Genomic DNA, 19,327 nt, shown 5'->3' with positions numbered 1-19,327 from the left:
TATAACCTTGCATCAATAGAAACGCTCGCAAGAAAATACAGTCACACACCCCAAAGAACACACAAAACACTTCTTCCAGTTTGCGGTGCAGGCCACAGCCAGCACCGGACAAGTTACAGTCTGACGACCATAGCGTCTTGGAACCACTCCTTCCCATCCCGAACAGGACAGTGAAACGGGACCGCGCCAATGATAGTGCACACGCGTGCGTGAAAGTAGGTCATCGTCAGACTCACCAACAAAAACCCCCTGAACAAATGCGTTCAGGGGGTTTATTGCGTCTACAAAGCCGCTTTGTAAGCCTGCGGTTCGAACAGCACTACATTCTGATCGCCAGTGCAAAAAGGCCCCGCCCTTTCGGGCGAGGCCTTTCTGAAACGCGTGGCAAGGACCTTCCTTACTTGATTGCGGCCTTGCTGCGGAGCTCTGCAATGTGGCGTTCGACGCGTCCCTGCTCGAGACGTTGCTTGAGTTGCGGGCGGGCCTCTTCGAGGCTGGGGGCTTTGACCGGACGGCTGTCTTCCAGCTTGATCACGTGGTAGCCGAAGTCTGTCTTCACAGGCGTGGAGGTGTATTTGCCTTTTTCGAGCTTCACAAGAGCGTCGGAAAAGGGTTTGACGAAGTTGGAGGGGTTTGCCCAGCCGAGCTCACCGCCCTTGTCCTTGGAGCCGGGATCCTTCGACTGCTTGGCCAGTTCGTCGAACTTCTCGCCCTTTTCGAGCTTGGCGATGATGGCCTTGGCTTCGTCTTCCTTTTCAACCAAGATGTGGCGGGCCTTGTATTCCTTGTCGCCCAGCTGGGCCTTGATCTTGTCGTATTCTGCCTTGATCTCGGCTTCGGTCACTGAGTGGCTCTTTACGAAGTCCTGCAGGTAGGCACGAACGATTACGGCCTGGCGGGCCATTTCGATCTGCGCTTGCACGGCTGCACCCTTCTCAAAACCCTTCTTGCGCGCTTCCTGGGACAGAACCTCGCGGCGGATCAGCTCTTCCTTGACGGCAGTGCGCAGTTGCTCGGAGTCGGGCGCGCCCTGGCTACGCTGTTCGTTGATCATGACGTCGGCGCGCGCCTGGGGGATGGCCGTGCCATTGACGGTTGCAACAGTCTGGGCAAATGCGGGAGCCGCAACGAGAGCCACTGCGATGGACAGAGCCAGACGGCTCGGGACGATCTTCATCAGGTTTCCTTGGTGGTGTAGGTGAAGGTGTTGCGGGTGGTGCTCAGTGTTCTTCTGGCGTCCGGGCCTGGATGGCGAGGGCATGGATGTCATTGCGCATCATGTCGCCCAGGGCTTCGTAGACGAGGCGGTGGCGGGTAACGGTGTTTTTGCCGGAAAAGGCTGCCGACACGATGATGAGACGATAGTGACCGCCGCCTGAGCGGGCGCCTGCGTGGCCTGCGTGCAGGTGGCTGTCGTCGATCAGCTCGAGTTGCTGCGGAGCAAGCGGCGTGAGCCGCTCGCGGATTTTGTCCATCACGCTCATGGGAGAACCTTGCGGAAGGGTTTGACGGTGCAGCGGATGAACACGCCAGTGGTGCTGTAAGGGTCGGCGGCGGCCCAGGCCTGGGCGGCTTCCAGGGAGTCGAATTCAGCCACGATCACGCTGCCGGTGAAGCCTGCGGGGCCTGGATCGGGTGAGTCGACGGCAGGGCAGGGGCCGGCCAGGACGAGCCGGCCTTCGGCCTGAAGGGCCTGCAGCCGCGCCAGGTGTGCGCCACGTACGGCGAGGCGTTGTTCTAGCGTGTTGGGGGCGTCTTCGCCGATCAGTGCATACAGCATTACTTCGGTTCCTCTTCGAGATAGCGGGACAGCATCATGCCCTGGGCCAGGACGAACACGAGCATCAGGCCCATGCCGCCGAACAGCTTGAAGTTAACCCAGGCGTCTTCGGAAAAATTGTAAGCAACGAGTAGATTGATGACGCCCATTGCCAGGAAGAAAGCGGCCCAGATGAAATTCAGCCGTTTCCATAAAGGGTCGGGCAGTTTCATCTGGGCTTCCAACAGGGCCCGGATGAGGTTCTTGCCGAGGAGTCGCTGGGAGACGAGCAGGCTTACGGCGAAGAACCAGTAGAGAACGGTGGGCTTCCACTTGATGAAGGTGGGGTCACGGAAGAGCAGGGTTGCGCCGCCGAAGACTGTGACGATGAACAGGCTGACCCACAGCATGGTGTCCACCTTGCGGTGGCGGAACCACACCCATGCAATCTGGCCGATCGTTGCCGCGATGGCTACGGCGGTTGCCGTGAAGATACCGGCAAACTTGTAGGCCGCAAAAAACAGGATGATGGGGAACAGGTCGAAAAGGAATTTCATGGGTCGGACGAGGCGTGTGAAGCAGGGGGCTGGGAATCAGGCAGCGGGGTCGGCGCGGTTGCGCATGTGGTCGGCCAGCCCTTCAACAGCATCCCACAGCCGGGATCTGAGCGGGGTATCGGGCAGGCATTCGTCGAAAGCGATGCGCATGCACATCAGCCACTGGTCCCTCTCGGGGCTGGCGATGGTGAACGGCAGGTGACGCGCACGGAGCCGGGGATGGCCGAATTCCTGCTCATAGAGCGGTGGGCCACCGAGCCAGCCGCTGAGGTATTTGAAGAGCTTCTCTTCGGAGCCCGACAGGTCTTCCGGGTGCATGCGGCGGACATCCCATGCCTCAGGAATGGTGTCCATCAGAGTGTAGAAGCGGTGCACAAGACGGCGGATGCCTTCTGCACCGCCCATTTCTGTGTAGGGGCTTGTGGTGTGCTCAGGTTCCATGGACATCGAAGATTTCATTGTGGCCACAGCGCAGGTTGGCGGGCAGCGCTTCGTCGATCATGCGGGGCTGTGGCAGATTCAGATTGTTCATCAGCTCGATGAAATCCTGACGGCTACGCCCGGCGAGTCGGGGGTTGATGGACTTTTCCTGGCCAATGCAGGAAACCCGGGCGCCGCGGTAGTCGTGGCCCGGATAGACAAGGGTTTCATCGGGCAGGGGGAAGAGCTTGCCGGTGATGCTGTCGTAGAGGGCACCTGCATCGCCGCCCTGGAAATCTGTCCGGCCGCAGCCGGCTATCATCAGGCTGTCGCCGGTGAACAGGCGGTCGCGCCACTGGTAGGTGACGCAGGCCGGAGTATGGCCGGGCGTGGGGATGACTCGTATCACCTCGTTGCCGAAGACGATGTTGTCACCATCTTCCAGCAGGCGATCGGCGCAGCCCACGCCACCCGCCACGCCGACAGCGCTGTGGGCGCCGGTCAGCTCGCGCAGGCCTGCGGCTCCCGTGATGTGATCGGCATGGACATGGGTTTCCAGTATCCAGCACAGCTGCAGTTCCTGCTCCTGCAGGAAGCTGACATAGGCACCCACGTGCTCCCGGACGGAGTCGATGATGACTGCATCGCCGGTGACGGGATCGGCGAGGAGGTAGGTGAGCGTGCTGCTGTTGGTGTCGAAGAACTGATGGAACAGGATCATGGGATGACTTGCCGTCAGGATGGTAGCTGCGATTTTAGCCGCAACTCAGGCTCTTGGCGCAGATCGCAGGATGATGCTGGCGCGCAGGCCGCCTCCTTCCCGCGGGGCCAGGCGGAACTCGCCTTGTTGTCCGCGAACGATCCGGTCGACGATGGCCAGCCCCAGGCCCGATCCCTTGGTGTTGCTGCGGGCTGACTCCAGCCGCGTGAAAGGGCGTTTGACCCGCTCTGCATCGGCTGGCGGAATGCCGGGGCCACGATCCAGGACCTCGATGGCAGGGCGGCCGTCGACCATGCCTACTTCCAGTTCCGGGGGATGACCTGCATAACGCAGAGCGTTCTCGATCAGGTTGGTGACGGCACGCCTAAGGGCTTGTGGGCGGGCTTCGGCAATGGCGATGCCGCGGGTGTGCAGGGTCAGGGGAAAGCCGCGGCGGGTGTACAGGGCGGCGAGCTCTTCGGCCATGCCGGTCAGGTCGAGGGGGGTCAGAATCTCATCGCCGCTTTCCCGGGAGAAGGACAGGAATTGCCCGATGATTCTGTCCATGTCTTCGATGTCGGACACCATGGCGTCCACGTCGGCAGCGTCGGCGCCGCACATCTCGACCCCCAGGCGCAGACGGGCCAGGGGCGTACGCAGGTCGTGGGAGACGCCGGCGAGGATGAGGGCCCGGTCGGCGTCGAGTTCCTGCAGATCCCGCGACATCTGATTGAAGGCGTGGGCCAGCTCCGACAGCTCGGTCGGGCCGTCTTCGTCCAGGCGGGCAGGGATTTCGCCGCGACCAACAGTTCGCGCTGCCACGGTCAGATCCTTCAGCGGGCGACTCAGGCGCGACACGATTACGTAGGCGCCAAGCAAGGCCAGGCACAACGCGGCCGCGCCCCAGCCGATCCATTCCCTGGTGTGCGGACGCATGACGCGCTCCACCGGCAGCATGACCCAGAATTCACCGGCGTCTTCCGGGTCATCCGCCTGGATGCGGAAACTCACCCAGAAGCCGGCGAGCCCTTCCCAGGACGAAGCGAACCGGGTTTCAGGACCGAGTTGCTGGCGGACTTCGGTGGTCAGCATCTGCATCAGTGCGCTGTCTTCCAGCGGAGCGGTGCGATCCTGCTTTTCGGCAGGATAGATGCGGATGCCTTCCAGGGTCGCCAGGTCGAGCAGCAGATCCTTGCGCAGCGCTGGGTCGGCGTTGAGCAGGGCCGTGCGGGTCAGGTTGATGATGCTGACCACAGTCTGGGCCATCTGGCCGGCCCGGCTTGCCACGTCGAAATGGTTGAAGATGGCCGACCAGGTGGCAACCGAGGCCAGCATCAGGAAGGTGACTACCAGGAAGATCCGCCATAGCAGGGTGCGTGGCGCACCGACCAGGAACGATCTGTAGCGGGCTGGCGCCATGGACAGGGATCAGGGTGCGTGCTTGTTGCCGTCCGGAACGAATACGTAGCCGAATCCCCAGACGGTCTGGATGTAGCGGGGTTTGCCCGGGTCTTCCTCGATGAGTTTGCGCAGGCGCGAGATCTGTACGTCGATGGAGCGGTCGAAGACGTCGTATTCACGGCCTCGGGCGAGTTCCATCAGGCGGTCCCGCGAGAGCGGCTGCCGGGGGTGCTGGAGCAGCACCTTGAGCAGTGCGAACTCGCCGGTGGTGAGCAGGGTTTCCTCGCCGTTGCGCACCAGGATCCGGCTGCCGAGCTGGACGACGATCTGGCCGAAGCTGACGTCCTCGTCATCGGCCGCTGGCGCTCCCGGCGGCGTCTGAGGTTGGCGGCGCAGTACCGCGTGGATGCGGGCCACCAGCTCGCGTGGGTTGAAGGGCTTGGGCAGGTAGTCGTCGGCGCCCATCTCGAGGCCGATGATGCGGTCCACGTCATCGCCCTTGGCGGTCAGCATCACGATCGGCATCTGGTTGCCGGTGCCGCGCAGGCGGCGGCAGATCGAAAGACCATCCTCCCCGGGGAGCATGAGATCGAGGACCATCAGGTCGAAGTGTTCGCGCAGGATGGCGCGGTCCATCTGGGTGGCGTCATTGACCACCTTGACGTTGAATCCCTGCTCGCCCAGATAGCGTTTGAGCAGTTCGCGAAGGCGCAGGTCGTCATCGACGACGAGAATTCGATAGCTTTCTTTTTCCATGGTCGCAATCCTAGCGGCTCCCCGACGGCCCGGCTAGCCGCGGGTAAGTAAACGTAAGAGCGCAGGGGCGTCTAACAATTCCTTACAAAGGCCTGTTTCAGGGTGGCGCTCGACTGCCAGAATCAGGTCGTGGTCCATGAAGGGATGTCGCAAGCAAGCGGACCGGGTTAGGATAGAAACCATGCGCAAAGAGATTTTCTTACGCAAGGACATGCAACCAGGCGGGCCTGTCAGGGCTAGTTTGCTGGTGCTTGCCTTGATCGCTGCAGCGGGCGCCCACGCGGAGCCGAATGTCCGGCTGACTCCTTTTCTCAGGCAGCAGGCGCTGCCTCAGGAGCGGCTGGCGCCGGCCATGGCCCTGGAGCCCATGCGTCGCCCCGAGCCGGATGAGGTCCGCAATCCACGTCGCTGGTCGCCGGAGGAACGTCGCCAGTTGCGGCGCGATGTACACGATGCGGGGCGCGATGTTTACGGCCAGCCGCCCCGTCGCCCCGACTGAAGTTCCTCCCGTGTAGCGGACTTGCAGGGGCCTGGGGCGGTAGAATGCGCCCGCTATGAAGATTCTCGCCCTCGAAACGTCCACCCAGGCAGGTTCCGTTGCCCTGCTTGATGATGACATCCTTACCGAAAGGCCGGTGATCGGCCGTCCCGGGCATTCCGAAACCCTTCTTCCCGAAACTGTGGCGCTGCTGCGTGATTGCGGCGTGAGCCTTGCCGAGGTGGACGCCATCGCCTTCGGTGCCGGCCCGGGGGCCTTCACTGGCCTGCGTCTGGCCTGCGGCGTTGCCCAGGGGCTTGCGTTGGGGGCTGGCAAGCCGGTACTTCCCATCAGCAATCTTGAGGCGCTGGCCAGTCAGTGTCCGGGAGACGCGGTGTTCGTGGCCATTGATGCACGGATGTCGGAGGTCTATTTCGCGGCCTATCGGCGCAGGGACGGCGACCTGGTCGAAGTGCTTGCCCCCGGTTGCGCACCACCCGATGTCGTTCATCTGCCCGCGGAAGGTGATTGGGCCGGGTTCGGCTCGGCTTTCCAGGCCTACCGGGAAGTTCTGGTGGATGGGCTTGGCGCCCGCCTTGTGTGTTTCGACGGAGCGCCGCAGGCTCAGGCAGGGGCCATTGCCCGGGTCGCCGCGGGGCGTTTCCTGCGTGGTGAGGGTATCGATCCCGTTCTGGCGGCGCCTTTGTACGTGCGGAACAAGGTGGCGCTTACGACCGAGGAGCGCCTCGCCCGCGGAGGCCGGGCATGAAGGCCGGCGAGACAGCCGCAGAGGCGGTCGTGGGGCCCGTGTTTGAGCCGATGCAACAGCATGACCTCGAATGGGTGGCCGGGCAGGACACGCTGCTTTACCCCTTCCCCTGGTCATCAGGCAATTTTGCTGACTCCATGGAGGCAGGCTATGGTTGCTGGCTGATGCGCGAGCAGGGCCTGCCCGTGGGCTACGCAGTGCTGATGATGGTGATCGATGAGGCCCACATTCTCAATATCAGCGTGGCCAAGGCATGCCAGGGCCGGGGGTTGGGGCGCCGCCTGCTCGATCACCTGGCGCGGGTGGCGCGTCAGGCTGGTGCCCGGCAACTGCTCCTCGAGGTGCGCCCCTCGAACACGGCGGCGCTGGCGCTGTATGCCCGGCGTGGCTTCGAGACGATAGGCCGGCGCAAAGGCTATTACCCGGCGCAGGCTGGCCGGGAGGACGCGATCGTGATGAGACTTTCCCTGGGAGACTGTCCTGATGACGCCGCGGCGTGATTCGATCCTGAGGGAGATGGGCCTGGCTCCGCTGTGGCGTTTGCGGAGCCGGGAGGTGCAGGCCGCGGATGAGCAGCCGGCCGAACCTGTCGCCGTCGAGCCTCTGGCCGCCCAGGCACCGGTGGTGGTGGCCACAGTGCGGCGTGAGCCTGAGTCCCGGTCTGTACCCCGCAACTTGCCAACCCCGCCTCTACCGCGAAGTGAGTCCGCTGTTCCGCACAGCCCGGAGCCCTTGCCCCGTGTGCAGCCTGCGGGCGATCTCGGCAACCTCGGCTGGGACGATCTGGAAACCCGCATCCGCGGCTGCGAGGGCTGCGTGCTGTGCAAGCGGCGCAAACAGGCCGTGCCCGGTGTTGGTGACCGGGAGGCCGACTGGCTCTTCGTCGGCGAAGGCCCGGGGGCCGAGGAGGATGAGCGCGGCGAGCCCTTTGTCGGTCAGGCCGGGCGGCTGCTCGACACCATGCTGGCCGCCATTGATCTGCGGCGGGGCGACGACGTCTACATCGCCAACGCGGTCAAATGCCGGCCGCCGAACAACCGCACACCCGATGCCGCCGAGCTGGCCGCCTGTTTCCCCTACCTGCAGCGGCAGATCGAACTGGTCAGGCCGCGCCTCATCGTGGCTCTCGGCCGGCCTGCAGCGCAAGCCCTGCTGAACGAGGAAGTCCGCATCGCTGCATCGCGGGGCAAGCTCTTCAGCTACAAGGGCATCCCCGTCGTGATCACCTATCACCCGGCCTACCTGCTCCGCAACCTGGCCGACAAGGCCAAGGCCTGGGAAGACCTGTGTTTTGCCCGTGCCCGGATGGCCGAGTTGCGGAATGCAAGCTAGTGCTTCGTGACTGCCGTGGAGAGCCGGTGGTGATGCCGACGCGTTATCCTCCTTCTCCGGGTTTCCGCTTAATTTCATCTTTCGAGGGCGTGTGGCATGTCCATCAAGTCTCTGTTGTCCCTGATCCTGTCCCTGCTGCTTCTGACCGGCTGTGGCTACAACCAGATCCAGATCAACGACGAGCAGGTCAACGCGGCCTGGTCCGAGGTGCTCAACCAGTACAAGCGCCGTGCCGACCTGATTCCCAACCTGGTGCAGGTCGTGCAGGGCTACGCCAGTCACGAAAAGGATGTGCTGACCCGGCTCACCGAGGCCCGCTCCAATGTGGCCGGGATCAAGGTGACGCCAGAGCTGGTCAATGATCCAGAGGCCATGGCCCGCTTCCAGAAGGCTCAGGCCGAGCTGTCCGGTGCGTTGGCGCGCTTGCTGGTGGTGTCCGAGAACTACCCCAACCTGAAGGCCGACGCCAACTTCCGGGACCTGCAGGCACAGCTCGAGGGTACCGAGAACCGCATCACTGTGGCGCGCAACCGCTACATCAAGGCGGTGCAGGACTACAACGTGTCGGTACGGACCTTCCCCAACAATCTCACCGCTATGGTGACCGGTGCCAAGACCAAGGCCAATTTCTCGGTGGACAACGAAAAGACCCTCAGCGAGCCGCCGAAGGTCGATTTCGGTGCTGTGGCGCCGGCACGCTGATCCACGGGGCTTGGCCGGCCACTGGTGGCGGAATCGTGTTGATCCGCATCCTGCTCGTGCTGTTGTGCCTGGTGGCGCCTGCCCGCGCCCAGGAACTGCAGCCGGTGCCGCCCCTGGCGGCGCGGATCAACGACGGCGCGGGGCTGTTGTCCGCAACCCAGCGCGATGCCCTTGAGGCGCAACTGGCCGCCTTCGAGAAGCAGAAGGGTGCCCAGGTGGCGGTGCTGACGGTTGCCAGCACCGCGCCGGAGCCCATCGAGGCCTACTCGATCCGGGTGGTCGAGGCATGGCGCCTGGGGCGCGTCGGCGTGGATGATGGCGTGCTGTTCATCGTGGCGCGGGACGACCGGCGGATGCGTATCGAGGTTGGCCGGGGTCTCGAGGGTGCCTTGCCCGATGCCCGGGCGAAACAGATCATTGCCGATGTGGTGACGCCACGCTTCAAGGCGGGCGATTATCCCGGCGGGATCGAGGCGGGGGTGGGGGCGATCCTGGCGTTGCTGTCCGGTGAGGCCCTGCCGCCGCCGCGTGCCGCGGATGGAAGCGGGGAGGGCGGCGCCGAAGAATGGCTAGTGCTGGGCCTGGTTGCCACGGTGGTGGGGGGCGGTGTGCTGCGTGCGCTGTTCGGCAAACTGCTGGGGGCCGGGCTGGCTGGCGGACTGGTAGGTGTCGGGGCCTGGATGATCACCGGCGCATTGTTCATTGCGCTGGGCTGCGGCGCGCTCGCCTTTGTCTTCGTGCTGGCCATGGGCGCAGGGGGGCGAGGCGGGATGGGGGGGCCCTGGATCGGCGGTGGGGGTGGTGGCGGCTTTGGTTCGCGTGGCGGCGGCTGGTCCGGTGGCGGCGGTGGCTTTGGTGGCGGTGGCGCCTCGGGAGGCTGGTGATGGACGTCCTGCGCGCGATACGACACCTGCTGGCGCCTCCCTGGCTGTTGCGGCGGCGTTTTTCTCCGGCGGTGCTCGAGGCGATCGAGGCGGCGATCGGGGAGACCGAACGGTTGCACAGGGGCGAGATCCGTTTCGTGGTCGAGGGTGGGCTCGACCTGGGCGACCTGTGGCGTGGTGTGGACGCTCGGGAGCGTGCCGTCGAGGTCTTTTCCCGCCTGAGGGTCTGGGATACCGAAGAAAACACCGGTGTGCTGATCTACGTGCAGTGGCTGGACCGCCGCGTCGAGATCGTGGCCGACCGCGGGGCTGCGGAGAGGATTGCGCCTGCGCATTGGGCTGCGCTGTGCCGCGGCCTCGAGGTGGCTTTCCGGAGCGGACGCTGCCGGGAGGGCGCCTGCGAGGCGGTGCGTGAGGTGGGGCGCCTGCTGACGGAGTACTTCCCGGCGCGGCCCGACAACCCCAACGAGTTGCCCGATCGGCCGGTGTTGCTCTGAATATCAGCTGCCGCTCTGCGCGCCACCCGACTGGCCGATGCTGAAGATGAGGGAGGCGCCCTTGCCAACCTCGCCCTCTGCCCACACTTCGCCGCCATGGCGACGCACGATGCGGGCTACCGTGGCCAAGCCGATGCCGGTGCCAGGAAACTCCCGATCGGTGTGCAGGCGCTGGAAGGGCCGGAACAGGTTTTCCCGGTAGCGCATGTCGAAGCCCGCCCCGTTGTCGCGCACCATGAAGGCGTCCAGGCCCTGGTGGCGGGTGGCCGAGAAGTGGATTTCAGGGGTGGCGACCCGGCCGGTGAATTTCCAGGCATTGCCGAGCAGGTTCTCGAGCACGGTACGCATCAGGCTGGGGTCGCCCTCCACGCGCAGATCCGGGGCGATCCGGATCAAGACATCCCGGTCCGGTTCCTGCTGCCGCAATTCGTCGCAGATCGAATGGGCGAGCTGGGACAGGTCCACGGTGCGGCGTTCTAGTTCCTTGCGGCTGACCCGTGACAGGGTCAGCAGATCGTCGATCAGCTGGCCCATGCGGTGGACCGCCGCCCGGACCCGGCGCAGCAACTCCTTGGCCTCGTCGTCCAGCCTTTCGGCGTAGTCAGAGCCGAGGATGGCGCTATAGCCCTCGATGGCCCGTAGCGGCGCGCGCAGGTCGTGGGACACCGAGTAGCTGAAGGATTCGAGTTCGTTGAGTGCGGCGCTGAGCTGGGAGGTGCGCTCCGCCACCCGGCGTTCGAGTTCGGTGTTGAGGCGCTTGATGGCGCGTTCTGCAAACTTTCTTTCGGTCAGGTCGGTGCCCACGCCGACGATGTGAGGTTCACCGTCGAGCAGGACCCGGCGGCTGACCACCAGGAAGGGCACAGGATCCTTGCCGTCCCGGCGCAGCATGATCTCGGCAGAGGCTTCGCCGGAGATCAGCGCGGCCTCGATGCGGTGGGCCATCACCGGCTCCTGCTCGGGGATCACCAGGCTTTCCGCCTCGGCATGGTAGAGGGCTTCGTCGGCCAGGCCAGTCAGTTCGCTGACAAAGCGGTTCCACAGGATCAGCCGGCCCTGGCGGTCAAACAGAAAGAAGGGGGCCGGCAGGCTGTCGATGAGCCCGCGGGAGAAATCCCGCTCGGCCTTGAGCTGCTCTTCGGCCAGCTTGCGGGCGGTGATGTCGCCGATCGAGCCGACCACCCGCACGGCGCGCCCCGCCTGGTTGCGGTGGGCCAGGCCGCGGGCCAGCACCCAGTGGAACTTGCCATCCTTGTCGGCAATGCGGTACTGGGTTTCAAAGTGGTCCGTCTCACCCTTGAGGTGGGCGATCAGGTCGTCCCGGGCGCGCTGGCGGTCGTCCGGGTGCATGAGCTTCTGCCACTCGTCGCCGGTGGTCTGCAGGGTGTCGCTGTTCAGGCCGAGGAGCGACAGCAGGCGCGCGGAAAGATACAGGTGGCGGCTTTGCGGGTCCCAGTCCCAGAGGCCCTCGTTGGCGCCGCGCTGGGCCAGCACATAGCGTTCGCGGGTATCGCGCAGCTGCGCCTCTGTCTCGAGGAGGGAGGTGCGGTCCTCGACGATGCCCACGCCGCCGGAGACGCGCCCGTCCGGGTCGTATTCCGGCGAGGCCCGCAGGGACAGGATCTGCACCTGGGTCGACAGGGGCGATACGAAGGGCCCGTCATAGGTTCCGCGCCGGCCTTCCAGGGTGTCACGCAGGGCGGCCAGGATCGCTTCCTCCCCCAGGGAGTGGAGGTCCATGCCGTCGAGCCGCTCCCTGGAGACGTTGAGGATCTCCGCCATGCGGCTGTTGCAGTAGCGGACCTTGAGGTCCGGGCCGAAGTGGAAGATCCCCACCGGCGAATTGTCCACCAGAGCCTGGTAGCGGGCCTGCTGGTCGGCCATGGCCCGTGCCGTGCGCCGCTCTTCCGACTGGTCGCGGAAGACCAGCACGATGCCCAGCGGAGTGTCGTGATGGGGGGTGAGGATGGGGGCGCCGCTGGCGGAGATCGGCCGCCTGACGCCGTGCCGGTCGATCAACTGGGCGTGCTGGGCGAGCCCGACCACCCGGCCGTCGCGCAGGACCCGCTCGGCAGGCTTGGGCACCGGCAGCCCGGAAGCTTCATCGACGATGCGAAAGACGGTATCGAGGGGCAGCCCGCGGGCTTCCACCTCGCTCCAGCCGGTGAGGTCCTCGGCGACGCGGCTCATCACGGAGATCCGTCCGTCGGCATCGGTGGCGATGACCCCGTCACCGATGCTGCGCAGGGTCACCCGCAGGTATTCACGGGTGGCGCGACGGGCGGTCTGGTCCGAGGCGGCACCGATGATTGCGGCAAGACGGCCGTCCGGGTGGCGCAGGAGGGTCATCGAGTCGTGGATCCACAGCGGGCCGCGGGGTGATTCCAGCTCGTACTCGACGCTGATCTCGACGGGGGCGCTGCCTGGCTTCTGCAGGGCTTCGCGGATGGTGTCCCACATGCGCCCGAGGTCGTCAGTGTTGATCCGGCGTGCCAGATGCTGCCAGCCGCCCGGTGCGCACAGTACATGTACCGGCGTGGCCAGCCAGTCTTCGATGCGGACGGAGATGAAGTCGTAGCACTCGTTCTCGGGATCGAAGCGGTAGAGCACGTGCTGGATCCGGGTGAGGGCTTCCTCGAAATGCTGCCCTGCCTGGTTTGGTGATGCGAGTGCCTGGGGGTGCTCCGCTGCCGTGTCCCCGCCGGAGGATGGATGTGGCTGCGCTGCTGCCGTCCTGCGGCGAAGTGCCAAGAGCAGGCCCGCCGACGAGAGGGTGATCAGCGCGACTGCGCTGACCGCCTGCCAGATCCCGGCAAGCCGTGGAACCACGACGACGAGCAGGATGCCCACCAGCGCATGGGCGGCAACCAGCGCGACGGCGTGGCGGCGTGACGGGTAGGCGGATGGTGGAGACATCTCCGGTTGTTGTATCGGCTCAGGGCTCGGCATGGTGGTCAGGGGGAGGGCGCGGTCACGGCCGGCCCGGTCGTCATCAAAGCGGGTATTTCCACGTCGTTGATTTAAAATCCGTTATAGATCCTGAAATCCAACAATCCTTAGCAATCACGATGAGCTTCCCGAGTCCCGAGCAGGATATCCTTCACATGCGTACTGCCATCGATCTGGCCCTGGAGGCTGGCCGCGCCGGAGAAGTCCCGGTCGGTGCACTGATCGTTGCCGCGGATGGCCGGATTGTCGGCAGCGGCTTCAATCAGCCCATTCTCCGCCACGATCCTACCTCGCATGCCGAGGTCATGGCCTTGCGTGATGCAGCGGCCCGGCTTGGCAACTACCGTCTGCCGGGCTGCACCCTGTACGTCACCCTGGAGCCTTGCGTCATGTGCGCGGGAGCCATCATGCATGCGCGCATCGGGCGCGTTGTTTTCGGCGCCCGGGATCCCAAGACAGGCGTCGCAGGTAGCGTAATCGATCTTTTCGGCGAGACACGCCTAAATCATCACGCCCGGGTAGAGGGAGGCCTCCTTGCCGATGAATGCGGGGGGCTGCTGAGCGCCTTTTTCGCCGCCCGGCGCAAGCGTCCCGCAGGAGTTGCCCAATGAACCGGATCCGCATCGACATTCCAGCCCAGCTGCTCGAGCTCTTCGGTGATGATGGCGCCTGCATACGCCGTTATCGTGTATCGACGGCCAGCCGCGGAGCAGGGGAACAGAAAGGGAGCTACCGTACCCCCCGTGGCCGGCATCTGGTCAGGGCACGGATCGGGGCGGGGGAGCCGCTGGGCGCGGTCTTTCGCGGCCGGCGCCCGACCGGCGAGGTGCTGACCCCCGAGCTGGCCGAGGCCAACCCCGAGCGGGACTGGATCCTCACCCGCATCCTGTGGCTGTCCGGCCTGGAGCCGGGGCGCAACCGGCTGGGTGCGGTGGATACCATGCAGCGCTACATCTACATCCACGGCACCCCCGACAGCGAGCCGATGGGCGAGCCCCGCTCGATCGGCTGCGTGCGCATGCGCAACCGGGATGTGGCCGAGCTGTTCGACCTGGCGCCTGTCGGCACGCTGGTGGAGATCATCGAATGAAGGAGCCGCCCGCAGTGGAGATCCGGATCGGCCCATGGACAACCCTGGCGTCCCTGGTGACGCCGGTCCGCTTCCAGGTATTTGTGGACGAACAGGGTGTGCCCTCGGACATGGAGCTCGACGAGTTCGACGAGCAGTCCTGCCATGCGGCAGCCGTGCTGGAGGGAAGGGTGATCGGCGCAGGTCGCCTGCTGCCCGACGGCCACATCGGGCGCATGGCCGTCCTCGCCGAGTGGCGGGGCCGGGGAATCGGGCAGGCGCTGCTGCTGACCTTGATGGGGGAGGCGGAGCGGCGGGGCATGCAGCGTCTGGCGCTGAGTGCGCAGACCCATGCGGTGGGGTTTTATGCCCGTTTCGGTTTTGTGCCGCTGGGGGCGGAGTACGAGGAAGCCGGGCTGCCCCATCAGGCCATGGAGCGCCTTGCCGGCTGAGTGGCCGGTGCGCTCAGGCCGGGGCCGCGGGCGGCGCGGGCGGGCGACGCCGGATCAGGTGGTGGTGGAACCAGTCGGCGGCCAGGGTGGCTGCGTCGTCGAGGGTGCCCGGCTCGCGAAAGCCGTCATCGGCACCGGCTACCGTCCGCCAGTCCTTGGGGCAGGCCAGCAGGTCGTAGGCCTGACGAAGATTGGCCAGGCCCTCGTCCTTCTCCCCGACGATGAAACGCGTGGGGAAGGGGATCTGGCGCAGCGGCGAGATACCCGCCAGGCCGGGCCGTCCGCCCCGGCAGACCAGGGCATCGACCATTTCCGGTTCGTGGGAAAGCGCGCGCACCGCGGCGCCGCAGCCTGTTCCGCTGGCCACGAAGCCGACCGGGAGGTGGGCCAGGGGCGGTTGGTGACGCAGCCATTCGAACACGGCGCGGATGCGCTGCCCGAGCAGTGGTGTGTTGAAGCGCGAGTCCGGGTCACGGGTCTCTTCGTAATGGGTCATCAGGTCGAAGAGCAGGGTGGCGAAGCCGGCTTCCTGGAGGCGGCGGGTGAAGTGGGCTTCCCGCGAGTCCCGGTGATTGCCGACTGCGGTCTGGGCAACCAGCACCAGGCCGGCTGCGTCCGGCGAGTGGGCGAGCAGCGCTTCGAGCCAGACAGGGCCGGCAGGAATGCTCAGGGCGGTGTGGCGCAGTTTCATCATGGCGGTCAGTCGGGCGGGTATTTTTCTTTGTGTCGACGATGGCATGTGGCGGACCCGGCCGGCAAGCCGATGCGCTCTTCTAGTGCGCTCCGATGTGCACTGGGACACGACGTGCGCCGAATGCACCCTTGAAAGACTCGAAACGCCCGGCCAGTGCGTGGCCGCAGGAGAGGCAGGCGCCCGTCGCATCGAGGCGGTAGGCCAGGATCTGATACCAGTCCCGTTCGATCACCGCGGCGCCGCAGCCCGGGCAGTGGGTTGTGCCGCCTGCTGCGTCGTGAACGTTGCCCGTGTAGACATGATGGAGGCCGGCATCCAGGCCGATCCGGCGGGCCCGTGTCAGGGTGGCCGGAGGCGTAGGGGGCAGGCGGTCGAGCTTGTAATCGGGGTGGAAGGCGGTGAAGTGCAATGGCACGTCGGGGCCCAGTTCGTCGGCCACCCAGCGAGTCAAGGCGGTGAGTTCGGCGTCGGAATCATTGAGGCCGGGGATCAGCAGGGTGGTTATCTCGAACCACACCGCGGTTTCGTGGCGCAGATAGAGCAGGGTGTCGAGCACCGGCGCGAGGCGAGCGCCGGTCTGATGCACGTAGAAGTCGTCGTTGAAGGCCTTGAGGTCCACGTTGGCGGCATCCATGACCGCATAGAAATCGCGCCTGGGGGCGGCGTGGATGTAGCCGGCGGTGACCGCAACCGAAGCAATACCCCGGGCCCGGCATTCCGCGGCGGTGTCGATGGCGTACTCGGCGAAGATGACCGGGTCGTTATAAGTGAAGGCGACGCTGCGGCAGGCGTGGCTGGCCGCCGCCTCGGCAATCTGCCGGGGGGAGGCGGCATCCATCAGCCGGTCCATGTCGCGGCTTTTCGAGATGTCCCAGTTCTGGCAGAACTTGCAGGCGAGGTTGCAGCCGGCGGTGCCGAAGGACAGTACGCTGCTGCCCGGGTAGAAATGGTTGAGGGGCTTCTTTTCGATCGGATCGATGCAGAAGCCGGAGCTGCGGCCATAGGTGGTGAGCACCATCGCGGCGCCTTCCCGCTGGCGTACAAAACAGGCGCCGCGCTGGCCCTCGTGGAGCCGGCAATCCCGCGGGCACAGGTCGCACTGGATTCGACCATCGTCGAGGGCATGCCAGTAGCGGGCGGGATGGCTGCTCATGGTCTTACTCCCCGGGGGCGGGCTCTTTCCATTTATTGACGTGGTAGCGGGCAAGCATGATGTTGGGGCTCCAGAAATCCACCGGCAGCCGGGCCTTCTGCTTGAGCGCCGCCATGAAGGCGCGACGTTCGGGGAGTTGCTCCCAGACCTGCGGCAGGAAGGTGGCCTTCTGGCAGCCATTGAACAGGATCACGCCATCCCGGCCGGGTTCCAGCTGGGCCAGGGCGTCGGCTTCATCCTTGAAGTCGATGAAATCGGGTTCGGTCAGCAGGGAGACTTCGATCCGGATGTGCTGGAGCTCATCCGCCGACAGGGGCGCAAAGCGGCTGTCCCGCAGGGCTGCGGCCACCGCATTGTCGCGGACGTCGTCGCCGAGGGCGCGGTGGGCATTGAGGCTGCCGATGCAGCCACGCAGTCCGCCGTCGATGGTCAGCGTCACGAAGGTGGCGCCGCGCTCGGCCAGGCGCGGGTCCTGGCGGGCTGGCAGGGCTGGCAGGGCTGGCTGGCCGAGGGCTACGTTGATGGCCTGGCGGGCCTGGTCCAGCAGGACATGGCCGAGGTCTTCATCAATGGTGGGCACGGTCGAGATCCTCGGAAAAGGCGATGGAGGCATAACCCACGACGCGCTCACGGTCGCCCGCGGTGTCGCCGGAGTTGCGCAGGTCGAGGACATGCGGCGTGAGGCGGTGGCGCTGGGCTGCCAGCAGAAGGCCATTGATGGCACCGGCTCCGCAGGCCTGATCGGGGGACAGGCTGGCGTCGAGCTGGCGGATCTGCGCGATGGTGGCCTTGTCGCGCCACTGGGCCTGGCGGTAGGGCTGGTAGTGGGACAGGTCGGAGCTGATCACGATCAGGGTCTCTGGCCCGCCCCACAGGGCTTCCAGCAGGCCGGCCACGTCGAGCGGGTCGGCGTGCCCGACGGCCACGGGCAGGATGGCGAAATGGTCGAGGGTGCTCTGCAGGAAGGGGAGCTGGACCTCGATGGCGTGCTCTTCGGCATGCGGGCGGTCGTCGACGATCACGCCGGGCAGCTCCCGTGCCTGGAGCCAGGCCTCCCGATCAACCGGGACGGCGCCCAGCGGGGTGATGAAGGACTGGGCGGCGGGCAGGGCCATGCCCCGCACGGAGACCCGGTGGGTCGGACAAAGCAGCAGGACGCGGCGGACCAGGTCACGGCGCTGGGCCAGCCCGGCATAGGCGCAGGCGGCAACGGCACCGGAATAGATATAGCCTGCATGGGGTGCGATCAGCGCCTTGGGGGCGTCGATGTGCTCGGCCGGCAGTGCGGCGGACAGGAAGCCGGCCACCTGGGCGTGCAGGCTGTTGGGATCGGCCGGATAGAAAAGCCCTGCTACGGCGGGCGGGCGCTGGGACGCGTGAGCCATGATGTCCTTCAGGTGAGTCGGTGGATGCCTGCTTCCATTATAGGGAGGAGTGGAGCAACCACGCGATGCCGCCGCCCAGCCCGAGGCCGACCGCCAGCATGCCGCCCAGAACCCTCCGGCCGAGTGCGGCGCCGCCGAGGGCGAAGGCCAGGCCACCCTTGAAGCTCAGGTTGGCCAGCATGGCCAGCAGGATGGAGATGGCGGCAGGCAGGCTTTCGATCTTGCCGGTGGTATGCAGGCGCAGGGTGGACAGCGCGATGGCGTCCACATCGGTGAGGCCCGAGGCGAGGGCCAGCAGGTAGAGGCCGCCCTGCCCGGCGATGTCCGACAGCCAGGCGGCGCACAGCAGCACCGCCGCGTAGAGCAGGCCGAAGCCGACCGCGGCGCGCAGCTCGGTCGGATTGCGGGTCTGCGGGATGGGCAGGGCATCGCTGCCGTTCAATTGCCGCCAGTTGAGTCCGACCACCACGATGCCGATCAGCACGGCCAGCACGCAGCCCGTCGCCAGGAGGGGCAGGACCGGGGCCGACAGGGCGCCGGCAATGGCCATGATGCGCAGGATCATGATCAGGTTGGCAAGCAGGATGACCAGGGTGGCGGTGGCATTCATCGCCGGGTTCTCGCGGGCATGGCGGGCGAACACCATGGTCGTGGCGGTACTCGAGACGATGCCGCCGAGCAGCCCGAGCAGGGGCGCGCCGTAGCGGGCGCCGACCAGGCGCAGGGCCGCATAGCCCGCCAGGCTGACGCCGGAGATCAGCACGATCATCAGCCACACCTGGTGGGGGTTGATCGCTTCGTAGGGGCCGAATCCCTGGTTCGGCAGGATGGGCAGCACGATCAGGGACAGCACCGAGAACTGCAGGATCGAGCGCCAGTCCTGGGCGGTGAGCCGGGAGGCGACCCCCCGCAGTTCGGACTTGAAGTAGAGCAGCATGGTGGTGCCGACGGCTGCCATGACGGCAAGGCGTCCGTGGCCGAGCCACACCATGGCGCCCAGGCTGTAGCACACCAGCAAGGCGATCACCGAGGTGGTGCCGGGGTCGTTGGGCTCCGGCTGGCGGAAGTTGGCGGCGATGATCATGGCGGCGACCAGTACGAAGCCGGCAATCAACAGGGCGGGGGTGGCGAGCTGCTCGGTGAGCAGGCCGGCGATGGCCCCGAGCAGGCCGGTCAGGCCGAAGGTGCGTACGCCGGCCAGCGCCGCCGGGCGGCGTTCCCGCTCCAGGCCCATGAGCAGGCCGATGGCGGTGGCCAGGGCGAGGGCTTCCAGCTGGCGGGGTTCAAAGGGCAGGGAAAAAAGCATGGCGGCTCTCATGGCAGGGTGAACAGTGCAATCAGCGGCAGAAGGGTGGGGGACATTGAGTAGA

24 protein-coding genes and 1 rRNA gene are annotated in these 19,327 nt (G+C 66.0%); 11 read left to right on the top strand and 14 right to left on the bottom strand.

Translation table 11 applies throughout. The annotated features are described in order from the left end of the window. The first annotated feature begins 119 nt into the window (after positions 1–119). Positions 120–232, top strand: a 5S ribosomal RNA gene (gene rrf / locus HHL15_RS02955). 165 nt (positions 233–397) lie between these two features. Here rrf and HHL15_RS02950 read toward each other — a convergent pair. From HHL15_RS02950 to ompR, 8 genes are read right to left on the bottom strand one after another with little or no spacing between them, the layout of a single operon-like run. After that, on the bottom strand, positions 398–1,177 hold the full coding sequence (locus tag HHL15_RS02950) for a peptidylprolyl isomerase (protein ID WP_169144294.1): 780 nt from the start codon (positions 1,175–1,177) through the stop codon (positions 398–400). Between the two features lie 43 nt (positions 1,178–1,220). Further along, complete coding sequence (locus HHL15_RS02945) at positions 1,221–1,484, bottom strand: BolA family protein (protein WP_169144293.1); 264 nt, start codon at positions 1,482–1,484, stop codon at positions 1,221–1,223. Next, positions 1,481–1,780 (bottom strand): YciI family protein, encoded by a 300-nt coding sequence (locus tag HHL15_RS02940; protein WP_169144292.1) that lies wholly within the window; start codon positions 1,778–1,780, stop codon positions 1,481–1,483. The genes HHL15_RS02945 and HHL15_RS02940 overlap by 4 nt, the downstream gene beginning before the upstream one ends. Next, on the bottom strand, positions 1,780–2,316 hold the full coding sequence (locus tag HHL15_RS02935; protein WP_169144291.1) for a septation protein A: 537 nt from the start codon (positions 2,314–2,316) through the stop codon (positions 1,780–1,782). The genes HHL15_RS02940 and HHL15_RS02935 overlap by 1 nt, the downstream gene beginning before the upstream one ends. Positions 2,317–2,352: 36 nt before the next feature. After that, positions 2,353–2,757 carry a group II truncated hemoglobin gene (locus HHL15_RS02930; protein ID WP_235943180.1) on the bottom strand — a complete coding sequence of 135 codons (405 nt, stop codon included), beginning with the start codon at positions 2,755–2,757 and terminating at the stop codon, positions 2,353–2,355. Further along, a complete protein-coding gene (locus HHL15_RS02925; RefSeq protein WP_206198544.1) occupies positions 2,747–3,457 on the bottom strand; it encodes an MBL fold metallo-hydrolase in 711 nt (236 codons plus the stop codon). The genes HHL15_RS02930 and HHL15_RS02925 overlap by 11 nt, the downstream gene beginning before the upstream one ends. Before the next feature lie 45 nt (positions 3,458–3,502). Next, positions 3,503–4,855, bottom strand: a complete 1,353-nt coding sequence (locus tag HHL15_RS02920) for an ATP-binding protein (RefSeq protein WP_169144290.1) — start codon at positions 4,853–4,855, stop codon at positions 3,503–3,505. A 9-nt stretch (positions 4,856–4,864) separates the two neighbouring features. Next, positions 4,865–5,593, bottom strand: coding sequence for an osmolarity response regulator transcription factor OmpR (ompR, locus tag HHL15_RS02915; protein WP_169144289.1), 729 nt, complete (start codon positions 5,591–5,593; stop codon positions 4,865–4,867). A 181-nt stretch (positions 5,594–5,774) separates the two neighbouring features. On the opposite strand from ompR, the gene HHL15_RS02910 reads away from it, so the two are divergent. The 7 genes from HHL15_RS02910 (at position 5,775) to HHL15_RS02880 (ending at position 10,255) form a co-directional block, all read left to right on the top strand. Next, complete coding sequence (locus HHL15_RS02910; RefSeq protein WP_169144288.1) at positions 5,775–6,092, top strand: hypothetical protein; 318 nt, start codon at positions 5,775–5,777, stop codon at positions 6,090–6,092. Between the two features lie 55 nt (positions 6,093–6,147). Then, positions 6,148–6,840, top strand: a complete 693-nt coding sequence (tsaB, locus tag HHL15_RS02905) for a tRNA (adenosine(37)-N6)-threonylcarbamoyltransferase complex dimerization subunit type 1 TsaB (RefSeq protein WP_169144287.1) — start codon at positions 6,148–6,150, stop codon at positions 6,838–6,840. Positions 6,841–6,890: 50 nt separating this feature from the next. Further along, entirely contained in the window at positions 6,891–7,340 is a 450-nt protein-coding gene (gene rimI / locus HHL15_RS02900; protein WP_169144286.1) for a ribosomal protein S18-alanine N-acetyltransferase, read from the top strand. Further along, on the top strand, positions 7,324–8,172 hold the full coding sequence (locus tag HHL15_RS02895) for a uracil-DNA glycosylase (RefSeq protein WP_169144285.1): 849 nt from the start codon (positions 7,324–7,326) through the stop codon (positions 8,170–8,172). The genes rimI and HHL15_RS02895 overlap by 17 nt, the downstream gene beginning before the upstream one ends. Positions 8,173–8,268: 96 nt before the next feature. Then, the gene (locus tag HHL15_RS02890) at positions 8,269–8,874 is read left to right on the top strand and encodes a LemA family protein (RefSeq protein ID WP_169144284.1); all 606 of its coding nucleotides are present in this window, start codon (positions 8,269–8,271) and stop codon (positions 8,872–8,874) included. 35 nt (positions 8,875–8,909) lie between these two features. Further along, complete coding sequence (locus tag HHL15_RS26755; protein WP_328824983.1) at positions 8,910–9,758, top strand: TPM domain-containing protein; 849 nt, start codon at positions 8,910–8,912, stop codon at positions 9,756–9,758. Beyond that, complete coding sequence (locus HHL15_RS02880) at positions 9,758–10,255, top strand: TPM domain-containing protein (protein ID WP_169144283.1); 498 nt, start codon at positions 9,758–9,760, stop codon at positions 10,253–10,255. The genes HHL15_RS26755 and HHL15_RS02880 overlap by 1 nt, the downstream gene beginning before the upstream one ends. 3 nt (positions 10,256–10,258) lie before the next feature. Here the strand turns inward: HHL15_RS02880 and HHL15_RS02875 are convergent, their stop codons facing one another. Further along, positions 10,259–13,171, bottom strand: coding sequence for a PAS domain S-box protein (locus HHL15_RS02875; protein ID WP_169144282.1), 2,913 nt, complete (start codon positions 13,169–13,171; stop codon positions 10,259–10,261). A gap of 152 nt (positions 13,172–13,323) precedes the next feature. On the opposite strand from HHL15_RS02875, the gene tadA reads away from it, so the two are divergent. From tadA to HHL15_RS02860, 3 genes are read left to right on the top strand one after another with little or no spacing between them, the layout of a single operon-like run. Then, complete coding sequence (tadA, locus tag HHL15_RS02870) at positions 13,324–13,815, top strand: tRNA adenosine(34) deaminase TadA (protein ID WP_169144281.1); 492 nt, start codon at positions 13,324–13,326, stop codon at positions 13,813–13,815. Further along, the gene (locus HHL15_RS02865; protein ID WP_169144280.1) at positions 13,812–14,294 is read left to right on the top strand and encodes a L,D-transpeptidase; all 483 of its coding nucleotides are present in this window, start codon (positions 13,812–13,814) and stop codon (positions 14,292–14,294) included. The genes tadA and HHL15_RS02865 overlap by 4 nt, the downstream gene beginning before the upstream one ends. Then, complete coding sequence (locus HHL15_RS02860) at positions 14,291–14,725, top strand: GNAT family N-acetyltransferase (RefSeq protein ID WP_169144279.1); 435 nt, start codon at positions 14,291–14,293, stop codon at positions 14,723–14,725. The genes HHL15_RS02865 and HHL15_RS02860 overlap by 4 nt, the downstream gene beginning before the upstream one ends. Before the next feature lie 13 nt (positions 14,726–14,738). Here HHL15_RS02860 and HHL15_RS02855 read toward each other — a convergent pair whose 3' ends face one another. The 5 genes from HHL15_RS02855 to HHL15_RS02835 form a co-directional block, all read right to left on the bottom strand. Further along, entirely contained in the window at positions 14,739–15,419 is a 681-nt protein-coding gene (locus tag HHL15_RS02855; protein ID WP_169144278.1) for a dienelactone hydrolase family protein, read from the bottom strand. A 79-nt stretch (positions 15,420–15,498) separates the two neighbouring features. Further along, on the bottom strand, positions 15,499–16,572 hold the full coding sequence (gene amrS / locus HHL15_RS02850) for an AmmeMemoRadiSam system radical SAM enzyme (protein WP_169144277.1): 1,074 nt from the start codon (positions 16,570–16,572) through the stop codon (positions 15,499–15,501). A 4-nt stretch (positions 16,573–16,576) separates the two neighbouring features. Then, positions 16,577–17,152 (bottom strand): AmmeMemoRadiSam system protein A, encoded by a 576-nt coding sequence (amrA, locus tag HHL15_RS02845; RefSeq protein ID WP_328824982.1) that lies wholly within the window; start codon positions 17,150–17,152, stop codon positions 16,577–16,579. Continuing rightward, the gene (gene amrB, locus HHL15_RS02840) at positions 17,139–17,957 is read right to left on the bottom strand and encodes an AmmeMemoRadiSam system protein B (RefSeq protein ID WP_169144275.1); all 819 of its coding nucleotides are present in this window, start codon (positions 17,955–17,957) and stop codon (positions 17,139–17,141) included. Before amrB ends, amrA begins: the two co-directional genes overlap by 14 nt. Before the next feature lie 37 nt (positions 17,958–17,994). After that, positions 17,995–19,263, bottom strand: coding sequence for an MgtC/SapB family protein (locus tag HHL15_RS02835; RefSeq protein ID WP_169144274.1), 1,269 nt, complete (start codon positions 19,261–19,263; stop codon positions 17,995–17,997). Positions 19,264–19,327 lie beyond the last annotated feature (64 nt).

The sequence above is a fragment of the Zoogloea dura genome (genome assembly GCF_012927165.1).
Classification (GTDB): Bacteria; Pseudomonadota; Gammaproteobacteria; order Burkholderiales; family Rhodocyclaceae; genus Zoogloea; species Zoogloea dura.
This window is presented reverse-complemented; position numbering and strand designations above follow the sequence as displayed.

What these genes read in the sequence shown, in the direction of transcription:
- HHL15_RS02950 (WP_169144294.1), bottom strand. Translation starts at nt 1,177, where the DNA reads ATGAAGATCGTCCCGAGCCGTCTGGCTCTGTCCATCGCAGTGGCTCTC.
- HHL15_RS02945 (WP_169144293.1), bottom strand. Translation starts at nt 1,484, where the DNA reads ATGAGCGTGATGGACAAAATCCGCGAGCGGCTCACGCCGCTTGCTCCG.
- HHL15_RS02940 (WP_169144292.1), bottom strand. Translation starts at nt 1,780, where the DNA reads ATGCTGTATGCACTGATCGGCGAAGACGCCCCCAACACGCTAGAACAA.
- HHL15_RS02935 (WP_169144291.1), bottom strand. Translation starts at nt 2,316, where the DNA reads ATGAAATTCCTTTTCGACCTGTTCCCCATCATCCTGTTTTTTGCGGCC.
- HHL15_RS02930 (WP_235943180.1), bottom strand. Translation starts at nt 2,757, where the DNA reads ATGGAACCTGAGCACACCACAAGCCCCTACACAGAAATGGGCGGTGCA.
- HHL15_RS02925 (WP_206198544.1), bottom strand. Translation starts at nt 3,457, where the DNA reads ATGATCCTGTTCCATCAGTTCTTCGACACCAACAGCAGCACGCTCACC.
- HHL15_RS02920 (WP_169144290.1), bottom strand. Translation starts at nt 4,855, where the DNA reads ATGGCGCCAGCCCGCTACAGATCGTTCCTGGTCGGTGCGCCACGCACC.
- ompR (WP_169144289.1), bottom strand. Translation starts at nt 5,593, where the DNA reads ATGGAAAAAGAAAGCTATCGAATTCTCGTCGTCGATGACGACCTGCGC.
- HHL15_RS02910 (WP_169144288.1), top strand. Translation starts at nt 5,775, where the DNA reads ATGCGCAAAGAGATTTTCTTACGCAAGGACATGCAACCAGGCGGGCCT.
- tsaB (WP_169144287.1), top strand. Translation starts at nt 6,148, where the DNA reads ATGAAGATTCTCGCCCTCGAAACGTCCACCCAGGCAGGTTCCGTTGCC.
- rimI (WP_169144286.1), top strand. Translation starts at nt 6,891, where the DNA reads ATGCAACAGCATGACCTCGAATGGGTGGCCGGGCAGGACACGCTGCTT.
- HHL15_RS02895 (WP_169144285.1), top strand. Translation starts at nt 7,324, where the DNA reads ATGACGCCGCGGCGTGATTCGATCCTGAGGGAGATGGGCCTGGCTCCG.
- HHL15_RS02890 (WP_169144284.1), top strand. Translation starts at nt 8,269, where the DNA reads ATGTCCATCAAGTCTCTGTTGTCCCTGATCCTGTCCCTGCTGCTTCTG.
- HHL15_RS02880 (WP_169144283.1), top strand. Translation starts at nt 9,758, where the DNA reads ATGGACGTCCTGCGCGCGATACGACACCTGCTGGCGCCTCCCTGGCTG.
- HHL15_RS02875 (WP_169144282.1), bottom strand. Translation starts at nt 13,171, where the DNA reads ATGTCTCCACCATCCGCCTACCCGTCACGCCGCCACGCCGTCGCGCTG.
- tadA (WP_169144281.1), top strand. Translation starts at nt 13,324, where the DNA reads ATGAGCTTCCCGAGTCCCGAGCAGGATATCCTTCACATGCGTACTGCC.
- HHL15_RS02865 (WP_169144280.1), top strand. Translation starts at nt 13,812, where the DNA reads ATGAACCGGATCCGCATCGACATTCCAGCCCAGCTGCTCGAGCTCTTC.
- HHL15_RS02860 (WP_169144279.1), top strand. Translation starts at nt 14,291, where the DNA reads ATGAAGGAGCCGCCCGCAGTGGAGATCCGGATCGGCCCATGGACAACC.
- HHL15_RS02855 (WP_169144278.1), bottom strand. Translation starts at nt 15,419, where the DNA reads ATGATGAAACTGCGCCACACCGCCCTGAGCATTCCTGCCGGCCCTGTC.
- amrS (WP_169144277.1), bottom strand. Translation starts at nt 16,572, where the DNA reads ATGAGCAGCCATCCCGCCCGCTACTGGCATGCCCTCGACGATGGTCGA.
- amrB (WP_169144275.1), bottom strand. Translation starts at nt 17,957, where the DNA reads ATGGCTCACGCGTCCCAGCGCCCGCCCGCCGTAGCAGGGCTTTTCTAT.
- HHL15_RS02835 (WP_169144274.1), bottom strand. Translation starts at nt 19,263, where the DNA reads ATGCTTTTTTCCCTGCCCTTTGAACCCCGCCAGCTGGAAGCCCTCGCC.